Here is a 24,903-nt window from a genome sequence, read left to right as displayed (position 1 = left end):
AAACTCGGGCGGATAGTCGGCAAACGTGTCCCAGTCGGTTCCCGGATCACTGTCCGGTGTAGGTCGCCTTGCCCGGCCCGACCTCCAGGAAGCTGCGTACCGCGCCACGCAGATCCGCGGTGGCGAACAAGTCGCCCGACACCTCCGGCGTCACCGAATCCGCGTGCGCCACACCGCCGGAACGCCACGCCGCCACGATCCGCTTGGTCGCCGCGTGCGCGCGGGTGGGGCCGTCGGCGAGCCGGGCCGCCAGGGCGCGGGCCGCGGTGTCGACGTCCTCGTGCACGGCGTTGACCACGCCCCACTCGGCCAGTTCGCCCGCGCCGTACAGGTCGCCGGTCATGACCAGTTCCCGCGCGCGGCCCGAACCGGCCCGCTCGGCCAGCCGCTGCGGGCCGCCCATCGAGGGCGTCAGTCCGACCACGGTTTCCACCAGACCGAACTTGGCCTTCGACCCGGCCAGGATGATGTCGCACGCCAGGGCGATCTCGAAGGCGGCGGTCAGGGTCAGTCCGTGCGCGGCGAACACGACCGGGCACGGCAGCGCCTCCAGCGGATGGATGATCCGCTCGAACAGCGACCGCCACAGCTCGGCGCCCGCCTCCACCGAGAGCCCGTCGAAGACCTTGACGTCCACTCCGCCCGAGACCACCTTGCCCTCCGCGCGCAGCAGCACCGCGCGCGGCGGCCGGGCACTCAGCTCGGCGAGGTCGGCGGCCAGCGAATCCAGCATCGCCCGGTCGAAGAGGTTCAGCGGCGGGCTGTCGATGGTCAGTACGGCCAGCTGCGCGCCCTTGTCGGTCTCGACGAGGTCCAGGCGGGTGGGTTTCGAATCGCTCATCGGCCGAATCTATCCGGGCCGTGCCGCCGAGTGGAACAGCCGTGGGCGCCGCGCGGCGACGCCGGGCCCGAGATCAATCTGCGAGACTGGTCGGGTGAGTGCCACGCCCTCGGAGAATGCCACCTACATCGAGCCCGGCGAGTTCAAGCGGGACACGAACTACATCACCACCCGCGTCACCGCCGACGGCCGCGACGGGTACCCGGTCGAGCCCGGCCGGTACCGTCTGATCGCCGCGCGGGCCTGCCCGTGGGCCAACCGGACGATCATCGTGCGCCGGTTACTCGGGCTGGAAGACGTGCTCTCCCTGGGATTGTGCGGACCGACGCACGACAAGCGCAGCTGGACCTTCGACCTCGATCCGGGCGGCGTGGATCCGGTGCTGGGCATCCATTTCCTGCAGGACGCGTACTTCGCGCGGGTGCCCGACTACCCGCGCGGGATCACCGTCCCGGCACTGGTCGACGTCCCGACCGGCCAGGTCGTCACCAACGACTACGCGCAGCTGACGCTCGACTTCTCCACCGAGTGGACGCGGTACCACCGGCCGGGCGCGCCGCAGCTGTACCCCGAGGCGCTGCGCGAGGAGATCGACACCGTCAACCGGCGGGTGTACACCGAGGTCAACAACGGCGTCTACCGCTGCGGTTTCGCCGGGGCGCAGGACGCCTACGACGCCGCCTACGACCGGCTTTTCACCGCGCTGGACTGGCTGTCCGAGCGCCTGGCGACCCAGCGCTACCTGGTGAGCGACACCATCACCGAGGCCGACGTGCGGCTGTTCACGACGCTGGTGCGCTTCGATGCCGTCTATCACGGGCACTTCAAGTGCAACCGCAACAAATTGACCGAGCTACCGGTGCTGTGGGCGTACGCCCGCGACCTGTTCCAGACCCCCGGGTTCGGTGACACCGTCGACTTCACCCAGATCAAGCAGCACTATTACATCGTGCACGCCGACATCAATCCGACCCGGATCGTCCCGAAGGGCCCGGATCTGTCGAACTGGCTCACCCCGCACGGCCGGGAGGAGCTGGGGGGCCGCCCGTTCGGCGACGGCACTCCGCCTCCGCCACCGCGGGCGGCCGAACGTGTTCCGGCCGATCACACGCCTGCCTGAGTTCCGGCGTAGGTGCCGAAGCTCCAGAACACGCCCTCGGGGTCGCGGCAGGTGAAGCCGCGGGATCCGTAGTCCTCGTCGCGCAGTTCCTGGGTGACGGTGGCGCCGGCGGCGGTGGCCCGCGCGAACAACTCGTCCGGGTTGTCGATGACCACGTAGACCGCGCCGGTGCCGGGCGGGAGCTGCTCCAGCGCCGAGTCGGGCCGTGCGCTGCCGAGCATGATGCCGCCGCCACCGGGCAGTCGCATCTCGGCGTGTTCGACCACGTCGCCGTCGCCGTAGCGGGCCGTTTCCTCGAAGCCGAAGGCCTGCTGCAGGAAGTCCATCGCCGCGGGGGCGTCGCGGTAGGTCAGGCACGGCCACAGCGCCGTGCGTGTGCTGGTTCCGTTTGCTGTCGTCTCGCTCATGTCTGCGAGTCTTGCAGCGCCCCGGTGTCGGAGTCTTGGACGAATGGGAACTGCTCGGCGGCCAGCCAGGCCGACGGCGGCATGCCCGCCAGTTCGCGCCACTCCCGCGCCATGTGCGCCTGGTCGTAGTAGCCGACCGTCGCGGCGACCTCACCGATCGAGCGGTGCAGCCGATACGCCGACGGCGCGGCCGAGTCGTGGGCGAGCGATCGCAGCAGCCGGTGCGAGGCCTGGAACCGGGCCAGACGCGCGGCGTCCTTCGGTGTGATCCCGAATTCGGCGGCGAACCGATTCGCCAGATACCTTCGGCTCCAGCCGATCTCGCCGGCCACGTCGGCAACCCGAGCCCGGCCGCCGCGAGCCGTGAGCAATTGCCAGGCACGCCCGAGATGCGCGTCGATGGCGGTGTCCGCGGCCCGCCGCAGCAGCACCTCGTCCAGAATCGCGAACCGCTCGCCCCAGTCCGGAGTAGCCGACACCCGCTCCCGCAACTCCCGCGCGTCCGCACCGAGCAGATCACCCAGATCGATCACCCAGGACCCGAGCTCGGCGACCGGCGCACCCAGCAGCGCCCGAGCCCCCAGCGGCGTCACCGACAACTGGATGCCGTGCTGAAACCCGTTGTGCGCGATGGTGCAGGGCCGCACGGTCAGACCGCTGGCGATGGCCTCCCAGCTCCCCGGCCCCTGCCCCGGCTCCGGCGAGACGGAGATGTCGATCGGCTCGTCGATGGTGATGATGACGGTGAGATCGGTACCGGGCATCCCCACATGCGTCCCCGCCTCGAACCCACGCAGCAGATACCCCTCGTACCCGCGAACGAATGCCCGCAGCCGCGGATCCGGCAGCCCCCCGGCACCCTCGGAGACACCACTCACACCCCCACCCTAAGCCCCTCCCCGCAACCCGCCACCCGCGATTTCGTTTCCCCGCCCACAACACCGACCACGTCGCAAACCCCCCGTTGATGCACTATCAATGGGGTACACCACAAGAGAACAACCCACCAAGGTTTCCGGCGCCGTACCAACAAGAAAACCCGACCACCACGGTTTTCGGCGCGGCTCGGTTTTCGGGTGCCGCTGCGCAAGCGACGAAGGAGCAAGCAGCGGCACCCGAAAACCGAGCCACAGGGCGCCGAAAACCCGCCGTGGCGAAGCCGCGGCCAACGAACACAGCCGAAAACCCGGCGACGCCGAAGGCGGCGCCAGAGACAACAGGAGCGTAGAGATGTTCAAGGGCGGTGCGGAGAAGGCGGTGAAGGCACTGCTCGACAACGGGGCGCAATTGCAGGCTCCCGCGGTCGCCAAGTACGTCGACCGGTTCCGGCGCTCGCATCCGGATGAGAGCCCCGAGCAGATCATCCAGCGGCTGGAGCGGATCTATCTGACGACGGTGACGGGCAGCGGCACCGCGGTCGGCGCCACGGCCGCCGTGCCGGGCGTCGGTACGATCGCCTCGCTGGCGGCCATGAGCGCGGAGACGACGTTCTTCCTGGAGGCGTCGGCGGTGTTCACCCTCGCGGTGGCGGCGGTGCACGGCATCGCGCCCGAGGACAAGGAGCGCCGCCGTGCGCTGGTACTGGCGGTGGTGCTCGGCGAGAGCGGCATGGAGATCGTCGAGAAGAGCGTCGGCCGCTCGGCGAAGAACTGGGGGTCGTTGCTGGCCAACCAGATTCCGGGTGTCCGCAATATGAACGATTCGCTGATGAAGCGGTTCGTGGTGCAGTTCATCGCCAAGCGCAGCGCGCTCATGTTCGGCAAGGTGCTGCCCGCCGGAATCGGCGCAGCCGTGGGCGGTTTCGGTAACCGCGCACTCGGCAAGAGCATGATCGCCAACGCCCGCAAGGCTTTCGGTCCCGCGCCGCGGAGCTGGCCCGGACCGGTGGTCATCGACGCCGATCCGCTGCCCGCGCTGGGCAACGACACCACCGGGCAGCAATGAGCGCGGCGCGACCGTTTGCCTTCGCGGCGACGGGGCTGAGCAGGCGGTTCGAGGGCGTGAACGCGGTGCGGGAGGTGAGTTTCACCGTGCCGTCGGGGAGCACGGCGGCGCTGGTGGGCCCGCCGGGTGCGGGTAAGTCCACGATCGTGCGCATGCTGCTGGGGCTGCTGCCGCCGACCTCGGGTACCGCCGCGATCGGCGGGCCGGGGCAGAGTGCGCGGACGCGCGCGGTCGGGGCGATGCTGCAGCCGCGCGGGCTGCATCCGGCCCGGTCGGTGCGCGGCCAGCTGCGGGTGTTCGCCGCTGCCGCGGGTGTTTCCGACGAGCAGGTCGACGCGCTGCTGGCGCTGACCGCTCTGGAGTCGGTCGCCGAGCAGCGGGTGCGGGCGCTGCCGGTGGGGGTGCAAACCCGGCTGGCGCTGGCGATCGCGCTGCTGGGCGACCCGGCGCTGCTGGTGCTCGACGATCCGTTCGCCGGTCTCGACGCGGGCGAACGCGGCTGGCTGTCGGACTATCTGCGCGGACACGCCCGCCGCGGTGGCGCCACGCTGCTGACCGCGCAGAGCCTGGCCGCCGTGCTGCCGGTGGCCGACCAGTTGATCGTGCTCGGCGGTGGTGCGGTGGTGTATCAGGGCAGTCCGCGCCGGTTGCGGCGCAGTCATCCCGATCGGCTGGTGGTGGGCGCGTCGAGTCCGATCGCGCTGGCCACGACGCTGGCCGCGCACGGTTTCACCGATACGGTGATGCGTTCGGACGGCCGGTTGGCGGTCGCGGAGGCGTCCCGGACCGAGATCGAGGCCGCCGCGACGAGCGCCCGGGTGCAGTTGACCGAGCTGATCGCCGAACCCGTGCACCCGGATCGGGTGCTCGCCGCGCTCACCCGCAGCTCCGCTCCGATTCCACCCGTCCCTGCGATGCCCTACGGGATGCCACGATGATCCTGACCGTGCCCCCGGAAGTGAGCCGGGCCGCCACCGCCGAGATCCGCAAGATCAGCACCTTGCGGGCGCACTGGACGCTGCTCGCGCTGTGCGGCGCGGTCGGTTTCGTCGCCACCGCCGTCACGGCGATCATGGGCAGCGGCCCGCAGGAGAAGCAGGAGTTGGCGACGGGGACCGCGACCATCGGTGTCTACCTGGGCTCGGTCGTCGCGCTCGGTGCGGCGGCGGTGTCCGCCGCGATCGCGGCCGGCGGTGAATATCGGCACAGCGGCATGTCGCTGACCGCGCTGTTCACCCCCGACCGCGATCTGCTGTTCGGCGCGAAAATGGCTGTGACAGCGGGTTATTCGCTGCTGCTGGCGCTGGCCGCGGAGGTCGGCGCGGCGCTCGGCCTGCTGGCGTTCGGACGCGACGAGGCCGAGTTCGGGTCGCGGCTGGCGGAGGTGTTCGGCGGCGGCCTGCTCGCGGCCGTCTGCTGGGGGGTGATCGGCGCGGGCCTCGGGCTGCTGTTGCGTGCGGTGGTTCCGGCGGTGGCCGTGCTCGCCGGGTGGCTCCTCATCGTCGAGCCGCTGTTGTGGCTGGTGCTGCAAGGCATCGGCATCCCGGGCGTCGCGGTGCTGCTTCCCGGCTCCGCGACCATCAGCACGGTGGCGGTCGGCTCCTTTCCCACGAGTCCCTTCCTCCCCCCTAGCGCCGCGGGCCTGGTGATCCTGGTCCTCTGGGCAGCCGCCGCGAGCAGCTCCGCCTGGTGGTACCTGCGCACCCGCGAAATCTGATCCCGCCCGCCCGTGCCTCGACTACCCCGCCTGTCGGATGCCCGTCCGCGCCACCGCCCCCGTGGTCGTGAGCGGCGCCCCGGCCATGGTCACCGCGGCACCTTTCGGGTACTCGCCCGCGCCACCGCCCGCGTGGTCGTGGACGGCACCCCGGCCATGGTGACCGCGGCACCTTTCGGGTACTCGCCCGCGCCACCGCCCGCGCGGTCGTGAGCGGCGCTCCGGCCGTGGTGACCTCGGCCGCGCCGCTGCTCGCCATCCCGGCGTGCTCCGGGCCGGGGCGGTTGTCGGTCGGCGTCGGTAACGTCGACTCGACATGACCGACGCCGAAACGACGACGCGAGGCCGACCCGGCTGGATCCGCCGGTTGTGGGCCGCGTGTCGCGCGTATCCGCGGCTGCTGTCGGGGGTGATCGCCGCGATCGTGGCCGGGGCGGTGGCGGAGACGGCGGCGCCGCTGGTCGCCAAGCAGGCGCTGGATCGGGCCCGGGAGGGCGACCTGGACGCGATCGGCGCGATCGCGATGGTGCTGGTGGGGCTGGCGCTGGCCCGGTTCGCCACGGCGTACGGGCGGCGCTGGCTGGCCGGGCAGCTCGCGTTGAACGTGCAGCACGCCCTGCGGGTGCGGTTGCTCACGGCCCTGCACCGCTACGACGGGCCCGGCCAGGACCGGCTGCGCACCGGACAGGTGGTGTCGCGGTCGATCACCGATCTGCAACTGGTACAGGGCTTGCTGGCGATGGCTCCGCTGTCGGCGGCCTCGCTGCTCATCTTCGTACTGGCCGCCACGGTCATGCTGGTGCTGTCGCCGCTGCTGGCGGTGGTCGCGTTGCTGACGGTGCCGGCGCTCGGCCTGGTGGTGTACCGGACGCGGCCGCTGCTGCACGCGGCGACGTGGTCGGCGCAGCAGCGCGCCGCCGATCTCGCCCAGCACGTCGAGGAGACCGTCACCGGGGTGCGCGTGGTGAAGGGTTTCGGGCAGGAGTCGCGGATGGTGCGCCTGCTCGAGGGCCACGGCCGGCGGTTGTACGCCGAACGCATGCGGGCGGCCCGCATCGACTCCCGCTTCGCCCCGACCGTCGCCGCGATTCCACAGATCGGCATGGTCGTGGTGATCGCGCTGGGCGGGACGCTGGCGCTGCGCGGCGATATCGGGGTCGGCACGTTCCTCGCCTTCGCCGCCTACGTGACCATGCTCGCCTCCAGCACCCGCATCGTGTCGAACGTGATCGTCATGGCGCAGCTGACCCGCGCCGCGGCCGAACGGGTCTACCAGGTCATCGACGCCGCCCCCGCCGAGATCGATCCGCCCGATCCGAAGCCGCTGCCCTCGGGGCCGCTCGGCGTCGAGATGCGTTCGGTCACTTTCGGATTCGAGCCCGACCGGCCGGTGCTGCGCGAGTTCGACCTGTCGGTGCGCCCGGGCGAGACGGTGGCCGTCATCGGCCCCGCCGGCTCCGGCAAGTCCACGCTGGCCCTGCTGCTCCCCCGCCTGTTCACCCCCGATTCCGGTCGCATCCTGCTGCGCAGCGCGGGGCCGACGGACGATACCGGCGCGCCCGGCACCGCGAGCGAGGCGCCGCGCACGGCCACCGGCGACGAGACCGGAGGAGCAGGAGCCGTCCCAGCCGGGAACGGCGCCGCGGCGGTGGTCGACATCGCCGAGCTGCGGGCGGAAGACCTGCGGGCGGCGGTGGGCGTCGTGTTCGACGAGCCGTTCCTGTTCTCCGACACCGTGGCCGCCAATATCGCCCTGGGCCGCCCCGACGCCACGCGGGAGGAAATCCGCCGCGCCGCGGAACTGGCCGCCGCCGACAAGTTCATCGGCGAACTGCCCGACGGTTACGACACCCTGGTCGGTGAGCGCGGCCTGACCCTGTCGGGCGGCCAGCGCCAGCGGCTGGCCCTGGCCCGCGTCCTGCTCACCGAGCCGCGCATCCTCGTCCTCGACGACGCCACCTCCGCCGTCGACGCCGTCACCGAGGCCGCCATCTACGCGAGCCTCCCCCGCGACCACACCCGCACCACCATCATCCTGGCCCACCGCGAATCCACCCTCGCCCACGCCGACCGCATAATCCGCCTCCCCACCCCCGACCAGCCCACCGCAGACCTCTGGCCCACCCCCGAGGGCCACCACGAAAACCCTTCCCTTCCAACACTTTCCGCTGCCGGTGAGCGCGATACGCCCACCCCGGCACCCGCCGCGACCAGGACCACAGCGGCCGAACTCGCATCCCCGGCCACGCCGACACACCCGGTCGGTGCCGATACGCCGACCGAGCGATCGCCGCACCGGGAGGACCGGATCGCCGCAACGTCCGCGTCCGGCACTCGAATGCCCGCTGCGCGTACGGACCCGAGTGCGGTGGTCACCACGCCGGACGCGGATATCCCGCCGGAGATTCGAGCCGACCTCGCGCGGCTGCCTGCCGCGAGCGAGGCGCCCGATATGGACGAGCGGACCCTGGAGCGGCCGGACCCGGAGTTCCGCCTGGCGCGGCTGTTGCGGCCGGTGCGGTGGCTGCTGCTGGCGGTGGTGGTGCTGCTGGGTGCGGATGCCGCTGTGGGCGTGGCGTTTCCGGCACTGACGCGCTATGCGCTCGATGACGGTGTGGCCGCGGGGAGTGGGCGGGTGCTGGCGATCGCGGCGGTGGCCGGGGCGGTGCTGGTGCTGCTGAGCTGGCTGGACGAGGCGGCCGGGACGCTGCTGTCGGCGCGCGGCGGGGAGCGGGTGCTCTACGGGTTGCGGGTGCGCAGTTACGCGCACCTGCAACGGCTGGGACTCGACTACTACGAGCGCGAGCTGTCCGGCCGCATCATGACCCGGATGACCACCGACATCGACGCGCTGTCGACGTTCCTGCAGACCGGGCTGGGCACCGCGCTGATCAGCATCGGCACCGCCGGTGGCATCGCGCTCGCGCTGCTGCTCATCGATACCGGGCTGGCCGTCGTCGTCTTCGCCACACTGCCCCCGCTGATCGGCGCGACGCTGGTGTTCCGCCGGGTGTCGGCGGCCGCCTACTCGGCCGCACGCGAGCGGGTGGCCACGGTCAACGCCGACTTCCAGGAGAACGTCGCCGGACTGCGGGCCATCCAGGCCTACCGGCACGAACCCCATGCGGCCCGGCGGTTCACCGACTACTCCGACGCCTACCGCCGCGCCCGGATGCGGGCCCAGCGAGCGATCGCGCTGTACTTCGGCTTCGTGATCGCGTGGGCCGATCTGGCGCAGGCGGCGGTGGTCTACGCCGGGGCGCGCGAGGTCGCGCACGGCACCACCACCGCGGGCACCCTGGTCGCCTTCGTGCTGTATCTGAGCCTGTTGTTCAGCCCGGTCATGCAGCTGTCGCAGGTGTTCGACGGCTACCAGCAGGCGCGGGTCGGGCTGCGCCGGATCGAGGCGCTGCTGCGCACGCCGTCCTCGATCGCCCCCGACGCGCCCGGCGCCGTCGCGGTCCCGGGCCGGTTGCGCGGCGAGGTCCGCTTCGCCGACGTCCACTTCCGCTACCCGGACGCCAAAACGCCCGCGCTGGACGGTGTTTCGATCCGCATCCCGGCGGGCACCACCCTCGCCCTGGTCGGCGAGACCGGCGCAGGAAAGTCCACCATCGTGAAACTCCTTGCGCGCCTTTATGATCTACCGCGCGAGCCCGCCGCACCCGAGCCCGCCGGACACATCCTCGTCGACGGCACGGACATCCGCGACTACCGCCTCGCCGACTACCGGTCCCGGCTCGGCACGGTGCCGCAGGAGGCTCACCTGTTCACCGGCGACGTTGCCGGCAACATTGCGTTCGGGCAACCCTCCGCCACCCCCGCGCAGATCGAACGCGCCGCCGCGGCCGTCGGCGCGCTGGACATGATCGCCACCCTTCCGGCGGGCATGCGGCAACCGGTCGGCGAGGGCGGCCGCGGCTTGTCGGCCGGGCAGCGCCAGCTGATCGCGCTGGCCCGGGCCGAGCTGGTCGACCCGGACCTGCTGCTGCTGGACGAGGCCACCGCCGTGCTCGACCCGGACAGCGAGGAGAAGGTGCTGGCTGCCGGCCGTTCGCTGGCCCGCGCCGGCACCGCGCACAGCCGCACCGCGGTGATCGTCGCACACCGCCTGGCCACCGCCGCGCGGGCCGACCGCATCGCCGTCGTGGACCGCGGCCGGATCGCCGAGATCGGCACGCACGCCGAACTCGTCGCGGCCGGCGGAATCTATTCCCGGCTGTGGTCGGCGGCACGGACCGAGGAAGGAATATTCTCACCCGTGGACGAGTCGTCACACATATGAGGCTGGTTCTGTCCGGCAGTCGGATGACGCCTCGCGGCACGCGGATCGGGAACGCAAGCGAAAGATTTGCACAACTCGAAGGAACCGCGGAGACCACCCTGGGGCGCGCCGCCCGGGCTGGGCCTATCCTCAGAAAGGGCGCATCGGCGCGTAGCACGCCGATTACCCGTGCCGAGCACGTCACAAACGTCGCAGCGCGAAGAACGAAATGAGGCGAACACCTGCTGTGAGCAGCTCAACATCCCAGTTCGGACAGAACCAGTGGCTAGTCGACGAGATGTACCAGAAGTACAAGCAAGACCCGTCGTCGGTCGACGAGAGCTGGCACGAGTTCCTGGCCGACTACACACCGGAGTCGACGGGTGACACCAACAGCTCGGGTCGGGTGGGTGTTGACGTTGCTCCCACGCCCGCCGCCCCGACCAACAACGCCGCACCCGCGCCCGCCGCCGCACCCGTCACGGCTCCGGCTGCCGCACCCGCGGCCCCCGCCGCACCCGCCGCCGCCTCGCCCGCTCCGAAGGTGAACGCGGCGTCCTCCTCGGCCGCGGCCCCGCCGCAGGCGCGGGCCCCCCAGACCACCCCGGCGCCGGCCTCCAACGCCGCGCCGACCACCGGCGCCCCGAAGGCCACCGAGTCCAGCGACGAGTCGAAGGTGCTGCGCGGCCCGGCCGCGGCCATCGTCAAGAACATGTCGTCGTCGCTGACCATCCCGACCGCGACCAGCGTCCGCGCCATCCCCGCGAAGCTGATGATCGACAACCGCCTGGTGATCAACAATCACCTGGCCCGCACCCGCGGCGGCAAGATCTCCTTCACCCACCTGCTCGGCTACGCCATCGTGCAGGCGGTCAAGGCCTTCCCGAACATGAACCGGCACTTCGCCGAGATCGACGGGAAGCCGAACGCGGTCACCCCCGCGCATACCAATCTGGGCCTGGCCATCGACCTGCCCGGCAAGAACGGCAACCGGACGCTGGTCGTCGCGGCCATCAAGAACTGCGAGAGCATGACCTTCGCGCAGTTCCACACCGCCTACGAGGACATCGTCCGGCGCGCGCGCGACGGCAAGCTGACCGCCGAGGACTTCTCCGGCGTCACCATCTCGCTGACCAACCCGGGCACCATCGGCACCAATCACTCGGTGCCGCGGCTGATGCCGGGCCAGGGCGCGATCATCGGCGCGGGCGCGATGGAGTACCCGGCCGAGTTCCAGGGCATGAGCGACCAGCAGCTGGCCGAGATCGGCATCGGCAAGCTGATGACGCTGACCTCCACCTACGACCACCGCATCATCCAGGGCGCGGAGTCCGGCGACTTCCTGCGCACCATCCACCAGCTGCTGATCTCCGACGAGTTCTACGACGAGATCTTCCACGGCATGGGCGTGCCCTACGAGCCGGTGCGCTGGCGCAAGGACATCAAGGAGCGCGGCGTCGACAAGAGCGTCCGCGTCCAGGAGCTCATCGCCGCCTACCGCAACCGCGGCCACCTGATGGCCGACACCGACCCGCTGCGCCTGGTCAAGGACAAGTTCCGCAGCCATCCCGACCTCGACGTCACCCAGCACGGCCTGACCCTGTGGGACCTCGATCGCGAATTCAACGTCGCGGGCTTCCACGGCAAGGAGCGGATGAAGCTGCGCGACGTGCTGTCGCTGCTGCGCGACGCGTACTGCCGCCACGTCGGCGTGGAGTACACCCACATCCTCGATCCCGAGCAGCTGCAGTGGCTGCAGGAGCGGGTCGAACAGAAGCACGCGAAACCGACTGTCGCGCAACAGAAGTACATTCTGAGCCGGTTGAACGCCGCGGAGGCATTCGAGACCTTCCTGCAGACCAAGTACGTCGGCCAGAAGCGCTTCTCGCTGGAGGGCGCCGAGTCGGTCATTCCGATGATGGACGCCGTCATCGACCAGTGCGCCGAGCACGGGCTCGACGAGGTCGTCATCGGCATGCCGCACCGCGGCCGGCTGAACGTGCTGGCCAACATCGTCGGCAAGCCGTACTCGCAGATCTTCACCGAGTTCGAGGGCAACATGAACCCGGCCGCCACGCACGGCTCGGGCGACGTGAAGTACCACCTCGGCGCGCACGGCACCTACATCCAGATGTTCGGCGACAACGACATCGAGGTGTCGCTGACCGCCAACCCGTCGCACCTCGAGGCCGTCGACCCGGTGCTGGAGGGCCTGGTCCGCGCCAAGCAGGACCTGCTCACCAAGGAGGACCTGGTCACCAAGGGCGAGGAGGCACGCACCTTCTCCGTCGTGCCGCTGATGCTGCACGGTGACGCGGCCTTCGCCGGGCAGGGTGTGGTCGCCGAGACGCTGAACCTGTCGGGCCTGCGCGGCTACCGCGTCGGCGGCACCGTGCACATCGTGGTGAACAACCAGATCGGTTTCACCACCGCGCCGGAGAACAGCCGCTCCACCGAATACTCCACCGACATCGCGAAATTCATCGGCGCGCCGGTGTTCCACGTGAACGGCGACGACCCGGAGGCATGCACCTGGGTCGCGCGGCTGGCCACCGACTTCCGCGAGCGGTTCCACAAGGACGTCGTGATCGACCTGATCTGCTACCGGCGTCGCGGTCACAACGAGGGCGACGACCCGTCGATGACCCAGCCGTACATGTACGACGTCATCGACACCAAGCGCAGCGTCCGCAAGTCCTACACCGAGTCGCTGATCGGCCGCGGTGACATCTCGATGAAGGAAGCCGAAGACGCCCTGCGCGATTACCAGGGTCAGTTGGAGCGGGTCTTCAACGAGGTCCGGGAGCTGGAGAAGTACACGCCGGAACCGAGCGAGTCGGTCGAGGAGGAGCAGACCGTTCCCGGCACCGTCGTCACGGCTGTGGACAAGTCGGTGCTGCAGCGCATCGGCGACGCCTTCATCAATGTGCCCGAGGGCTTCAGCGTGCACCCGCGCGTCAAGCCGGTGCTGGACCGCCGCCGCGAGATGGCCTACGAGGGCAAGGTGGACTGGGCCTTCGCCGAGCTGCTGGCCTTCGGCACGCTGATCGACGAGGGCCGCGCGGTGCGCCTGACCGGTCAGGACTCCCGCCGCGGCACGTTCACCCAGCGGCATTCGGTGGTCATCGACCGCAAGACCGGCGCGGAGTACACGCCGCTGCACAACATCGGCAGCACCAACCCCGGCTGGTTCGCGGTGCACGACTCGGCGCTGAGCGAATTCGCCGCTGTCGGTTTCGAATACGGCTATTCGCTGGGCAACCCGGACGCGCTGGTGCTCTGGGAGGCGCAGTTCGGTGACTTCGTCAACGGCGCGCAGTCGATCATCGACGAGTTCATCTCCTCCGGTGAGGCCAAGTGGGGTCAGCTCTCGGAGGTCGTGCTGCTGCTGCCGCACGGTCACGAGGGCCAGGGTCCCGACCACACCTCGGGCCGCATCGAGCGGTTCCTGCAGCTGTGCGCGGAGGGTTCGATGACGGTGGCGGTGCCGTCCACGCCGTCGAACTACTTCCACCTGCTGCGCCGGCACGTGCTCGACGGCATCCGGCGGCCGCTGATCGTCTTCACCCCGAAGTCGATGCTGCGCAACAAGGCCGTGGTCTCCAATATCGAGGACTTCACCGACGCCAAGTTCCGCTCGGTGCTCGAGGAGCCGACCTATGAGAGCGGCGACGGCGACCGCGCCAAGGTCAAGCGGATCCTGCTGACCTCCGGCAAGCTCTACTACGAGCTGGTCGCGGAGAAGGCCAAGAAGAACCGCGACGATGTGGCGATCGTCCGGATCGAGCAGCTGTACCCGATCCCGTCCTATCGGCTCAACGAGAAGCTGGCGACCTACCCGAACGCCACCGACCTGGCGTGGGTCCAGGAGGAGCCGGCCAACCAGGGCGCCTGGCCGTTCTTCGGCCTGAACCTGCCGGAGTTCCTGCCCGAGCGGTTCGGCCGCTTGCGCCGGATCTCGCGCCGCGCCATGTCGGCCCCGTCCTCGGGTTCGAGCAAGGTGCACGCCGTCGAGCAGGCCGAGATCATCGCCGAGGCGTTCACGCCGACCGCGTAAGTTCATCCGCACCGTACGCCGGGTCGAATTCGCTTCCTACCGAAGCGGTTTCGGCCCGGCGTTCGTCATATACGACCTCCGGTCGCTGTGACCGTGATCATGGACTCTTGTTCAGCTCGAGTTCCGCACCGTATATTCGGCGTGGAATATTTGGCACGGAGGGAGTTCCACGATGACGAAGCAGCCGGGTGCGGCGCTGACGCCGTTGGCGATGGCGGTGCTCGCGCTGCTGGAGGAACGGCCGATGCACCCGTACGAGATGTATCAACTGCTGCTGCAGCGCCGGGAGGACTATCTGCTCAAGATCCGCCCCGGCTCCCTGTATCACACGGTGGCGCGGCTGGCCGAGCAAGGACTCGTGCACGCCGAGGGCACGGATCGGGCGGGCAACCGGCCCGAACGCACCACGTACCGGATCTCCGAGTCCGGCACCGCCGCGCTGCGTACCCGGATCGCCGACCTCATCCGCCGGCCCATCCGCGAGTACCCGATCTTTCCGCTGGCCATGTCCGAGGCGCACAACCTTCCCAAGGACCAGGTGCTCGCGCTGGTGCGCGAACGCATCGGCTGGCTCGACAACGACCTCACCGAGATCGACGCCCTGCACGACTGGCTCACCATCCACCAGGTGCCCCGGCGCTACTGGATGGTGATCGAATACCTACGCGGGCAGCTCGACGCCGAACTGGCGTGGCTGCGCCGCTTCGCGATCGACCTCGAGTCGGGCGCGCTGACCTGGGACGAATTCACCGCCGACGGCGTGCGGGTGGCCGCACCCACCGACACGGGCCACCTCGGCCACGGCTGGGGCGCCGCCGTCACCGACGACGTGCTGGCCGAGTTGCGCGGTGGCGGCACCCCCGCCTGACGCGAGAATCACCCTCTTCGACTTCCTGGAACAGGACCGAAATCATGACCACTCAACGCAATCCGTGGCCGGCGCTGTACGCGCTGGTGGTCGGCTTCTTCATGATCCTGCTGGATATGACCATCGTCGCGGTGGCCAATCCGGCGATCATGATCGACCTGCACACCGACATCACCAAGGTCATCTGGGTGACCAGCGCCTACCTGCTCACCTACGCGGTGCCGCTGCTGGTGACGGGCCGCCTCGGCGACCGCTACGGCCCCAAGAACATCTACCTGATCGGCCTGGCCGTATTCACCGCCGCCTCGCTGTGGTGTGCCGTGTCCACCAGCGTCGAGATGCTCATCGCGGCGCGGGCGGTGCAGGGCCTGGGCGCGGCATTGATGACGCCGCAGACCATGGCCGTCATCACCCGCACCTTCCCGCCGGACAAGCGCGGCGCGGCCATGGGCCTGTGGGGCGGCGTCGCCGGGCTGGCCACGCTCGTGGGACCGATCCTGGGCGGCGTGCTCGTCGACTGGCAGGGCTGGAACTGGATCTTCTACATCAACGTACCGATCGGCATCATCGCCTTCGCCCTGGCCGTCTGGCTGGTGCCGTCGCTGGATACGCACGAGCACAAGTTCGACCTGGTGGGCGTGGTGCTCAGCGGAGCCGGAATGTTCTTGCTGGTCTTCGGCATTCAGGAGGGCAACGCGCACGACTGGAACGCCTGGATCTGGACGATGATCGTCGCCGGGCTGGTGGTGCTGGGGCTGTTCGTGGTCAACCAGGCGCGCAACAAGGGCGAGCCGCTGGTGCCGATGAGCCTGTTCCGCGACCGCAATTTCGCGCTGTCCAGCGTGGCCATCGCGGCCATGGGCGCCGCGGTCACCGCTCTGATGGTGCCGTCGTACTTCTATCTGGAGGCGGTGCGGGAATTCTCGCCGACCCGCTCGGCGCTGGTGTTCGCGCCGATGGCGATCGTCACCGGGTTCACCGCGCCGTTCATCGGCAAGGTGTCCGACCGGATGCCGCCGCGCATTCTGCCGACCATCGGCTTCGCCCTGTTCGCCGCCTCGGTGTTCGGTTTCGCCGCACTGATGAAGCCCGACAGCTCCATCCCGCTGTTCCTGGTGGTCGCCGCGGTCGCCGGCCTGTCCAACTCGTGCATCTGGGCGCCGCTGGCCTCCACCGCCACCCGCAACCTGCCGGTCCATCAGGCCGGGGCGGGCGCGGGCGTCTACAACACCACCCGCCAGGTGGGTTCGGTGCTCGGCAGCGCCGCGATCAGCGCCCTGGTCTCGGCCCGCATGACCGCCCAGGGCCTCGGCGACGCCCCCGCCGCCGAGGGCGCCGGTTCCGCCATGGGCAAACTCCCGGAGTTCATCCTCGACAAGTTCAGCACCGCCCTGGGCCAGTCCATGATCCTCCCCGCCTGCATCCTCCTCATCGGCGTAGCCGCCTCCGCCCTGTTCATCGGCGCCAAGTCGAACCAGAACACCCCGGAGGACCCCAAGGTTCCCGCCGACATCGGCCACTGAAATTCGCCGCGTCGGCCCGGTGCGCTCGCATCGGGTCGACGCGGTTGCCCAACGGACTCCACAGCGGGGACCGCGACCACACGCTCAGCGTGCGAGCCCGTCGAGCCGACTCCATTCGATTCGAATCTCGACCGGAATGTCGATCACCGTCTCGCCCTCGGCCGGCACCAGCTTCCCGTGCGGACGGTATTGCCGCACTACATGATCGAGGACGTGCGTGTCGATCGAGACCACACGGTTGTCGGCGATCCAGACGATCCAGTACCACGGAATGCCCGCCTGCGCGTACTCCGCGAGTTTTTCGGTGATGTCGACGCGCTCGGTCCCGGGCGAGACGATCTCGATCACCAATTCGATCATCGACGCGGGAAGCGGCCGCAACTCGGCAGGAGCGCATCGGAACAACGCGACATCCGGCCGTCGGATCGTCACCCGCGGCAACTCCCACAGCACTACATCGAAGTCGGTGTCAACGTCCAGGCAACCGTCGTTGTAGCGAGCCATATGAGCCTCCGCCGCTGTCTCGATCATGTCGGCGAGACGACGTGCCGCCTTCTGATGCGGCCGGTTCGGCGATTCGGCACGCACCGCTTCGCCGTTGACAACTTCCACCAGACGGCAGAAGTCCTCTGGGAGTTTGCGCCAGATATCCAACGTGATCGGTGCTGGTTGCAGGTTCTCTTCCCGCGCCCAGTCGAAAACTTCGGACATGTGCGCTCCTCGCATCACAGATTCCGGCTCGGTCCGGAGGTCCGTACAAGCATAGGCCGACCAGGTCAGGTCACCCGGAGCGAGACGGTTGGGTGGCCGGTGGCTCCGTCGGGGATGACGTCGCGGATGTCGGAGGTTTGGACCGTGCCGGTGCCGTCGGTGGCGCGGGCTCGGAGGGTGTGGGGGCCGGGGGTGGCTTGCCAGTCGTAGGTCCATTGGCGCCAGGTGTCGATGGAGGGTTCTGCGGCGAGGCGCGCGGGTTGCCAAGGGCCGTCGTCTATTCGGACTTCGACGGCGGTGATGCCGCGGTGTTGGGCCCAGGCGACACCGGCTACGGGGATTCGGCCCGCGGGGAGCCGGGCGCCCGCGCGGGGTGTGTCGATGCGGGTGCCGGTCTTGATCGGGCCCTGGGCCGACCAGCCGCGTTTGGTCCAATAGGCCTGGGCGCGATCGAATCTCGTGATCTCCAGTTCGGTGACCCACTTGGTGGCGGATACGTAGCCGTAGAGGCCGGGGACCACCAGCCGGGCAGGGTAGCCGTGCCGCACAGGCAGCGGTTCGCCGTTCATGCCGACGGCGAGCAGGGCGTCGCGGCCGTCGGTGAGCGCGGCGAGCGGGCTGCCCGCGGTGAAGCCGTCGACGCTGCGGGAGAGCACCATATCGGCGTCGGGATGCGGGCGCGCCTCGGCCAGTAGTTCGTCGAGGCGGTAGCCGAGCCAGCGGGCGTTGCCGATCAGGTCGCCACCCACCGGATTCGACACACACGCCAGCGTCACCAGTCGTTCGACCGGCGTGCGCCGCGCGAGATCGCTGTAGCTCAACCGGATTTCGCGCTCCACCATGCCGTGAATCCGCAGCGACCAGGTCTCCGTGCTGACCTGCGGTACCACCAGCGCGGTATCGATCCGATAGAAGTCGCTGTTGGGGGTGAGATACGGCGTGATCCCCGGAATCGGCAGATCCGCGGCCGGATCGATCGGCGGCCCGGCCACCTGCGGCACAGGCAACTCCACCGCCGCCCGCTCCCCCGAAACACTGTGCGCCCGAGCCCCCAGCACACGCCCGGCCAGCCCCGCCGCCCCCGCGAGCACCCCCGCACCGACGATACCGCGCACCACCTGCCTGCGGTCCATCCCCGCCCCACCGAAACGCGTTGCCTCCGTGGCCTTTTCCGCACCTCGCGAAGGAACGTGGATCCACTCCGCCGCACCCTCCGCATCCGTCGAAGTCGATTCAGACGGCCGGGCCGTAGTCCGCCCACTCGCTCCCACGCCCGCACTGTCACCGGGGGGCGGCGACTCCTCGCGACCGCACCCGGCGTCCTCGCAACGGTGAATAGTCCAGCGCAGCACCATGATTCCCAGCACCACCCCGACCAGCGTGGGCAGACTCCAGGTCCAGGTGGCAGCCGGACGGCCGACCGCGGCGAGCACGGACACCAACCCGAAGAGGGCGAACAGGGCGGAGCCGATCGGACGGTCGGTCCGCTCCAGCCGCCCGGCGAGTGCCGCCACCACCGCCGCGACCACTCCCATCGACACGAACAGCACCAGCTTGTCGTTGGTGCCGAAGGTGTCGATCGCCCATTCGCGGACCCGATCGGGCGTGTGGTCCACGACCGTCGAGCCGAGCGCCGCCAGGGGCGCGCTGCCCGGATCGATCGCCGCCGACACCAGCTCCGCGACGCCCAGCGCCAGCCCGGCGGCCACCACGCCGCCGGCCGCCCGTAGTCCAGATCCGGTCATAGCGCGAGCGTACTGCGGTCTCCCCCGGCCGAACCCCCGGAAAGCGGGCCGTGGGCCGCGACGTCACACATTCGTCAGAACCTCGGGAACGGGTATACCGGGCGTGAGGTCGCGCACGTCGGCCGTTCCACGGCGACAACCCAGCGGACTCTCAGGAATCGCGCGCTTAATGGACACAGAGGCATTGACCATACGAGGACGTGATGACCTTGCATCCCAACCAGGGCCATTGGCCACAGCAGCCCTACGGTCCGTACGAACCGCCGCGGCCGCCCCGGCGGCACGGGCTGAACTTCACCGTCGTGGCCGCCCTCGTGCTGGTGCTGGCCGTCGCCGTCGGGCTCGTCGCCGCGCGCTTCGAAACGTCCCAGCACGCCCAGACCGTGCCGCCCGTCCAGTCGGGCGAGGTCATGCAGGCTCTCGATGCGCAGAGCAAGGCCGATCTCGGCGAGGCCGCGCAGCGGGTGGTCCCGGGCATCGTCACGGTGAACACCCAGCTCGGCCTGCAGGGCGGGGGCGGTGCCGGCACCGGGATCGTGCTCACCTCCGACGGCGACGTGCTGACCAACAACCACGTGGTCGAGGGCGCGACCGCCATCGAGGTGACCAGCCTCGCCAACGGCCGGACCTACGCCGCCTCGGTGGTCGGCTACGACCGCACGAACGATCTGGCCGTGCTGCGGCTGTCCGGCGCCTCCGGTTTGCCCACGGCCCCGCTCGGCGATTCCGACAAGGTCGCGGTGGGCGACGAGATCGTCGGCGTCGGAAATGCCGGCGGCACGGGCAGCCCGACCGCGGCGGGCGGCACGGTGACCGCGCTGAACCGCTCCATCACCGCCAGCGACGAATCCTCGGGCAGCTCCGAGCAGTTGACCGGCCTGATCCAGGTCGCGGCGAATATCCAGCCCGGCGATTCCGGCGGGCCCCTGGTGAACAGTTCGGGTGCGGTCGTGGGGGTCAATACCGCGGCCTCGCAGGGCTTCCGGCTCGGCGCGGGCGGCGGCCAGGGCTTCGCCATCCCGATCAACAAGGCCCGGGCCATCGCCGAGCAGATCCGGGCCGGAACCGCCTCCGGCACCGTCCACATCGGCCCGACGGCCTTCCTCGGCCTCACGGTCAGCGATGCGAACGGTACCGGCGCCCTGGTCCGCAATATCGTCCGCGGCGGCCCGGCCGACGAGCTCGGGCTGGTGCCCGGCGCCGTGATCACCGCGATCGACGGCGACCGCATCGACTCGGCCAATGCCCTGATCGCGACCATGGACAAGCACCACCCCGGCGACAACGTAAACCTCACCTGGATCGATGCCACCGGAGGGAGTCAGACCGCCAAGGTGGAGCTGGCGCAAGGCCCGGTCGGCTGAATCGAGCTGCGCGCAGCTGTTGGCCCGTGGGATGAAAAACTGACACATCCGCTTCGAAGGAAAGGGTGTGCACTCATGGGGCTGCCACAGGTCCACCACCGCCACATCGACGTCGAGGGCGTGGACGTCTTCTACCGCGAGTCCGTGCCGACTCGCCCCGATGCCCCCACCCTGTTGCTGCTGCACGGTTTTCCCTCCGCGTCACATCAGTTCCGCCGCCTGATCGACGCCCTCGGCGACCGGTACCGGCTGCTCGCCCCGGACTACCCCGGCTTCGGAAACACCACGGCCCCAGCGGATTTCACCTACACCTTCGACCGTCTCGCCGATATCACCGCGGGCTTCGTGCAGCGGCTCGGGCTGACGCGATTCGCCATGTACGTCTTCGATTTCGGCGCCCCGGTCGGGTTCCGGCTGGCCGAGCGGCACCCCGAGTGGATCGCCGGTCTGATCGTGCAGAACGGCAACGCCTACGAGTCCGGATTATCCGACGCCGCAAGGGAATTCACTGCCCTGCGCCCCGAACAGGAGGGCGCCGAGCAGACCATCCGCGAGCTACTCACCCTGTCCGGCACCCGGAGCCAGTACGAGACCGGAGTCCCCGACCCGACCCAGCTGTCCCCCGAATCCTGGCTGCTGGACCAGTATTTCCTCGACCTGCCCGGCCGGCAGGCGGCCCAGGTGGCACTGGCCTTCGACTACAAATCCAATCTGGCCCGCTATCCGCGCTGGCAGGCGTGGCTGCGCGAACACAGGCCCCCGACCCTGATCACCTGGGGCGCCAACGATCCGTTCTTCCCCGAACCCGGCGCGCACGCCTACCTGGCCGATGTGCCCGGCGCCGAACTCCATGTGTTCGACACCGGGCACTTCGCCCTGGAAACCCACGCGGCCGAGATCGCCGCGCTGACGGCCGGGTTCCTGGATCGCCTGCCGACGTCGGTCGGCCGACGCTGAACCCGGTCCTTCCTCAGCTCTGGGCGCTGCCGGTGTAGCCGACCATCCACGGCACGGCGAACTTGTCGGTCGCCATGCCGAACACCTCGGCCCACTCCGTCTTGCCGATCGGCATGGTCACCTCGCCGCCCGCCGACAGTTCCCGGAAGATGCGCTCGGCCTCCTCGCGGCTGTCCACCTCGAGCGAGACCGCGTAACCCGGGTTGGCGGTGTTGACGGTCTCTCCCGGCGGAGCATCCGAGGCCATCAGCAGGTGGTCGGTGCCGCGCAGCGGCAGGGCGGCGTGGGCGATGAGATTCTTCGCCTCGTCGGGCAGATTGCCGCCGTCGCCCATCTCGCTGAATCGGATGAGCTGCAGCTCACCGCCCAGCACGGACTGGTAGAAGGTGAACGCCTCCTCGGCGTTGCCGTTGAAGATCAGATAGGGATTCACAGCCGTCACGGGATGCCTCCTCGGATGAGAACGTGGCCGGACCGACGGCAGTGGCCGCCGTCCCAGGTAGGACGACGGCCACCATACGAATTCATCGGCTCAGCCGTTGTAGATCGCCTCCACATCGGCCGCGTAGTTCTTCATGACCACGGCCCGCTTGAGCGACATCTTCGGGGTGAGCTCACCGGTCTCCTGCGTCCAGTCGACCGGCAGGATGCGGACCTTCTTGATCTGCTCGGCATGCGACACCAGCTTGTTGGTGTCGGCGACCGCGGCGTCCACATCGGCCTTCAGCTCCGGCAATTCGATCAGCTTCTCGACCGGCAGATCGGCGGGCAGGCCCTTGCGCTCCTTCCAGCCCGGCAGCGCCTCGGGATCGAGGGTGACCAGCGCCGCGATGAACGGCTTGCCGTCACCGACCACCATCACCTGACTGATCAGCGGATGCGCGCGCAGCGAATCCTCCAGCAGGGCCGGGGAGACGTTCTTGCCGCCGGCGGTGACGATGATCTCCTTCTTGCGGCCGGTGATGGTGATGAAGCCGTCGGCGTCCAGCGCGCCCAGGTCACCGGTCTTGAACCAGCCGTCGGCGAAGGCGTCCTCGGTCGCGGTCGGGTTGTTCCAGTAGCCGCCGAAGACGACCGGTCCGCGCAGCAGCAGCTCGCCGTCCTCGGCGATCTTGGCCGCGTGGCCGGGCAGCGGGCGGCCGACCGAACCGATGCGGATGTGGCCGGGGGTGTTCACCGACACCGCCGCGGTGCTCTCGGTGAGGCCGTAGCCCTCGTAGATGATGACGCCCGCGCCGCGGAAGAAGTGCCCGAGCCGCGCGCCCAGCGGGCCGCCGCCGGACACCGCGTTCGTGCAGCGCCCGCCCATTGCCTCGCGCAGCTTGCCGTACACCAGCTTGTCGAAGATCGCGTGCTTGAGCTTGAGGCCCAGCCCCGCGCCGCCCTTCTCCTGCGCCTCGCTGTAGGCGATCGCCGTCTCGGCGGCGGCGTCGAAGATCTTGCCCTTGCCGCCGTCGTGCGCCTTCTGCTTGGCGCCGTTGAACACCTTCTCGAACACGCGCGGCACCGACAGGATGAAGTCGGGCTTGTACCGGCCGAACTGCTCGACCAGCGTCGACCAGTCGGCGGTGTGCGCGACGGTGACCCCGGCGTCGAACGCGGCCAGCGCCACCGCGCGGGCGAACACGTGCGCCAGCGGCAGGAACAGCAGCGAGCGGTGGCCCGGCCGCAGGAATTCCCGCATCGCCGAGCGGTCGGCGGCCGACTCGGCATAGAGGTTCGCGTGCGAGAGCATGACGCCCTTGGGGCGGCCGGTGGTGCCCGAGGTGTAGATCAGCGTCGCCGGGGAGGCGGCCTTGACCTGCGCGCGCCGGTCGTGCACGACCTGGTCCTCGAGGTCCTTGCCGCGGGCGATCAGGGTCTCGATCGCGCCCTCGTCGAGCTGCAGCACCTCGCGCAGCTCCGGCAGACCGGACTCGATCTCGGCGATGGTGGCGCGATGCGCGGCCTGCTCGACCACGAGCAGCTTGGTCGCCGAATCCTCCAGGATCCAGCGGGCCTGCTCGGCCGAGGAGCTGTCGTAGATGGCGACGGTGCAGCCACCGGCGGCCCAGATGGCGAAGTCCAGCACGACCCACTCGTACTGCGTGGAGGCCAGGATGCCGACACGGTCGCCCAGCTCGACCCCGGCCGCGACCAGGCCCTTCGCCACCGCCGTGACGGTCTCGGCGAACTCGGCCGCGGTGACATCGGTCCACCCGCCCTGGCCGTCGGGCCGGTTGAACACCACCAGACCCGGTGTGCGTTCGGCATGCCGGAACGCGCCGTCGGACATGTTGGCGTCCTCGGGGATGGTGTAGGTCGCCGGGACCTCGAACTCTCGCATCGGTGCCCTTCCACGTGGTTAACTCACCGGTAATTTACGCCACTCGGGACGGCCGCACCCGCCCACCTCCCAGCCGCGTGCACGCGGGCCGGTAGACCGCCCGAGTTCTATCCTATGGACCGTGTTTGCGCTGCTCGCAGCGATTCGCCGAGGAAACCGGCCAACTCGCGCGTCGCCGCCGCCGCGGGTCCGACCAGCGAGGCCTGCAACTGCGCGACGTGCCACAGCCCGCGGGTGACGCTGAACCGGGTCGGCACGCCCACCCGCTCCAGCACCGCCACCAGCCGCACGCACTGCTCGTGCAGCAGTTCGCCCGCGTCGACCTGGATGTAGGTCGGCGGCAGGCCGCGCAGGTCGCCGAACAGCGGCGCGTAGCCGGGATCGAGACCGTCGCCGTCGCCCAGGTAGGCGGCGGCGCAGGCGCGCGACCACGCCTTGTTGATGACCAGATCCCGCGCTCGGTCGGGGAGCTGGTTGGGGTCGGCCCACGGCGCGATCAGGCCGAGCGCCGCGGGGGCGATGCCGTGCTCGTCGCGCAGCCGCAGCGCGAGCGCCAGCGACAGTCCGCCACCGGCCGAATCTCCGGATACCGCAATGTCTTCCGGCCGCAGTCCGGACGCCACCAACTCCAGGAAGGCGGCCTCGGCATCATCGAGGGCGGCCGGGTACGGATGTTCGGGCGCCAGCCGGTACTCCGGTACGTAGACCGGGCACCGCAGGTCCCGCGCCAGGTGCGCCACCAGCGAACGGTGGGTCGCCGGTGAGCCGACGGTATAGCCGCCGCCGTGCAGGTACAGCACCGCGACCGGACGCGCGTCGGCGGCGGGCGCCGCGCCGCCGGTGGTCTCGTTCGTCGTGACGGTGACCCGCTCGGTCGGACGTCCGCCCAGAGTCGTCCGGTGCACGCGGGTGCCGCCGGGCAGCACCTGCAGGACCGACCCGGCATCCAGCAGCGCCCGCTGCAACTGCCAGGGCAGGCGGTGGTGCATGGAGTACCGGAAGATCGGGTGCAGCATCGCGCGGGCGACCGGCAGCGGCAGCGAAACAGCGGGCATGGCA

The 24,903-nt window shown here is 70.0% G+C and carries 18 protein-coding genes; 10 read left to right on the top strand and 8 right to left on the bottom strand.

All coding sequences use genetic code 11. The features are described 5' to 3' along the window. Positions 1-46 precede the first annotated feature (46 nt). The gene (locus tag NWFMUON74_RS06380; protein ID WP_187687046.1) at positions 47-841 is read right to left on the bottom strand and encodes an enoyl-CoA hydratase/isomerase family protein; all 795 of its coding nucleotides are present in this window, start codon (positions 839-841) and stop codon (positions 47-49) included. A gap of 94 nt (positions 842-935) precedes the next feature. Between NWFMUON74_RS06380 and NWFMUON74_RS06375 the strand changes: the two genes are divergently transcribed. Then, entirely contained in the window at positions 936-1,961 is a 1,026-nt protein-coding gene (locus NWFMUON74_RS06375; protein ID WP_187687045.1) for a glutathione S-transferase family protein, read from the top strand. On the opposite strand, the gene NWFMUON74_RS06370 is transcribed toward NWFMUON74_RS06375, so the two are convergent. Together NWFMUON74_RS06370 and NWFMUON74_RS06365 are read right to left on the bottom strand one after the other, a co-directional pair. Beyond that, positions 1,946-2,368, bottom strand: coding sequence for a VOC family protein (locus NWFMUON74_RS06370; RefSeq protein WP_187687044.1), 423 nt, complete (start codon positions 2,366-2,368; stop codon positions 1,946-1,948). The two genes, NWFMUON74_RS06375 and NWFMUON74_RS06370, sit on opposite strands and share 16 nt — an antisense overlap. Beyond that, positions 2,365-3,246 carry a helix-turn-helix domain-containing protein gene (locus tag NWFMUON74_RS06365; RefSeq protein WP_187687043.1) on the bottom strand — a complete coding sequence of 294 codons (882 nt, stop codon included), beginning with the start codon at positions 3,244-3,246 and terminating at the stop codon, positions 2,365-2,367. The genes NWFMUON74_RS06370 and NWFMUON74_RS06365 overlap by 4 nt, the downstream gene beginning before the upstream one ends. A 352-nt stretch (positions 3,247-3,598) precedes the next feature. Here NWFMUON74_RS06365 and NWFMUON74_RS06360 point away from each other — a divergent pair, with 352 nt between their 5' ends. From NWFMUON74_RS06360 to NWFMUON74_RS06330, 7 genes are all read left to right on the top strand, one after another. After that, on the top strand, positions 3,599-4,312 hold the full coding sequence (locus NWFMUON74_RS06360; RefSeq protein ID WP_187687042.1) for a hypothetical protein: 714 nt from the start codon (positions 3,599-3,601) through the stop codon (positions 4,310-4,312). Next, positions 4,309-5,250 (top strand): ABC transporter ATP-binding protein, encoded by a 942-nt coding sequence (locus tag NWFMUON74_RS06355; RefSeq protein ID WP_187687041.1) that lies wholly within the window; start codon positions 4,309-4,311, stop codon positions 5,248-5,250. Before NWFMUON74_RS06360 ends, NWFMUON74_RS06355 begins: the two co-directional genes overlap by 4 nt. Beyond that, positions 5,247-6,029, top strand: a complete 783-nt coding sequence (locus NWFMUON74_RS06350; RefSeq protein ID WP_187687040.1) for an ABC transporter permease — start codon at positions 5,247-5,249, stop codon at positions 6,027-6,029. The genes NWFMUON74_RS06355 and NWFMUON74_RS06350 overlap by 4 nt, the downstream gene beginning before the upstream one ends. 316 nt (positions 6,030-6,345) lie before the next feature. Continuing rightward, positions 6,346-10,314, top strand: a complete 3,969-nt coding sequence (locus NWFMUON74_RS06345; protein WP_187687039.1) for an ABC transporter ATP-binding protein — start codon at positions 6,346-6,348, stop codon at positions 10,312-10,314. Positions 10,315-10,591: 277 nt separating this feature from the next. Beyond that, positions 10,592-14,350 (top strand): multifunctional oxoglutarate decarboxylase/oxoglutarate dehydrogenase thiamine pyrophosphate-binding subunit/dihydrolipoyllysine-residue succinyltransferase subunit, encoded by a 3,759-nt coding sequence (locus tag NWFMUON74_RS06340; protein WP_425300721.1) that lies wholly within the window; start codon positions 10,592-10,594, stop codon positions 14,348-14,350. A gap of 172 nt (positions 14,351-14,522) precedes the next feature. Then, on the top strand, positions 14,523-15,218 hold the full coding sequence (locus NWFMUON74_RS06335) for a PadR family transcriptional regulator (RefSeq protein ID WP_187687037.1): 696 nt from the start codon (positions 14,523-14,525) through the stop codon (positions 15,216-15,218). Between the two features lie 44 nt (positions 15,219-15,262). Then, positions 15,263-16,741: a DHA2 family efflux MFS transporter permease subunit gene (locus tag NWFMUON74_RS06330; protein WP_187687036.1), complete on the top strand. Its 1,479-nt coding sequence runs from the start codon at positions 15,263-15,265 to the stop codon at positions 16,739-16,741. An 84-nt stretch (positions 16,742-16,825) separates the two neighbouring features. On the opposite strand, the gene NWFMUON74_RS06325 is transcribed toward NWFMUON74_RS06330, so the two are convergent. Then, entirely contained in the window at positions 16,826-17,452 is a 627-nt protein-coding gene (locus NWFMUON74_RS06325) for a Uma2 family endonuclease (RefSeq protein ID WP_187687035.1), read from the bottom strand. A 65-nt stretch (positions 17,453-17,517) separates the two neighbouring features. Further along, the gene (locus NWFMUON74_RS06320) at positions 17,518-19,197 is read right to left on the bottom strand and encodes a molybdopterin-dependent oxidoreductase (protein WP_187687034.1); all 1,680 of its coding nucleotides are present in this window, start codon (positions 19,195-19,197) and stop codon (positions 17,518-17,520) included. 203 nt (positions 19,198-19,400) lie between these two features. Between NWFMUON74_RS06320 and NWFMUON74_RS06315 the strand changes: the two genes are divergently transcribed. Both NWFMUON74_RS06315 and NWFMUON74_RS06310 read left to right on the top strand, forming a co-directional pair. Further along, complete coding sequence (locus NWFMUON74_RS06315) at positions 19,401-20,561, top strand: S1C family serine protease (RefSeq protein WP_187687033.1); 1,161 nt, start codon at positions 19,401-19,403, stop codon at positions 20,559-20,561. A gap of 75 nt (positions 20,562-20,636) precedes the next feature. Beyond that, positions 20,637-21,518 (top strand): alpha/beta fold hydrolase, encoded by an 882-nt coding sequence (locus NWFMUON74_RS06310; protein WP_187687032.1) that lies wholly within the window; start codon positions 20,637-20,639, stop codon positions 21,516-21,518. 13 nt (positions 21,519-21,531) lie between these two features. Here the strand turns inward: NWFMUON74_RS06310 and NWFMUON74_RS06305 are convergent, their stop codons facing one another. The 3 genes from NWFMUON74_RS06305 to NWFMUON74_RS06295 all read right to left on the bottom strand — a co-directional run bounded on the left by NWFMUON74_RS06305 (position 21,532) and on the right by NWFMUON74_RS06295 (position 24,899). Beyond that, positions 21,532-21,960, bottom strand: a complete 429-nt coding sequence (locus NWFMUON74_RS06305; RefSeq protein WP_187687031.1) for a VOC family protein — start codon at positions 21,958-21,960, stop codon at positions 21,532-21,534. A 90-nt stretch (positions 21,961-22,050) separates the two neighbouring features. Next, positions 22,051-23,844 carry an AMP-dependent synthetase/ligase gene (locus tag NWFMUON74_RS06300; RefSeq protein ID WP_187687030.1) on the bottom strand — a complete coding sequence of 598 codons (1,794 nt, stop codon included), beginning with the start codon at positions 23,842-23,844 and terminating at the stop codon, positions 22,051-22,053. 107 nt (positions 23,845-23,951) lie between these two features. Then, a complete protein-coding gene (locus tag NWFMUON74_RS06295) occupies positions 23,952-24,899 on the bottom strand; it encodes an alpha/beta hydrolase (protein ID WP_187687029.1) in 948 nt (315 codons plus the stop codon). Positions 24,900-24,903: the final 4 nt, after the last annotated feature.

This window comes from Nocardia wallacei (assembly GCF_014466955.1).
GTDB lineage: Bacteria > Actinomycetota > Actinomycetes > Mycobacteriales > Mycobacteriaceae > Nocardia > Nocardia wallacei.
The sequence above is the reverse complement of the archived record's forward strand: the minus strand, read 5'-3'. Positions and strand labels throughout refer to the sequence as shown.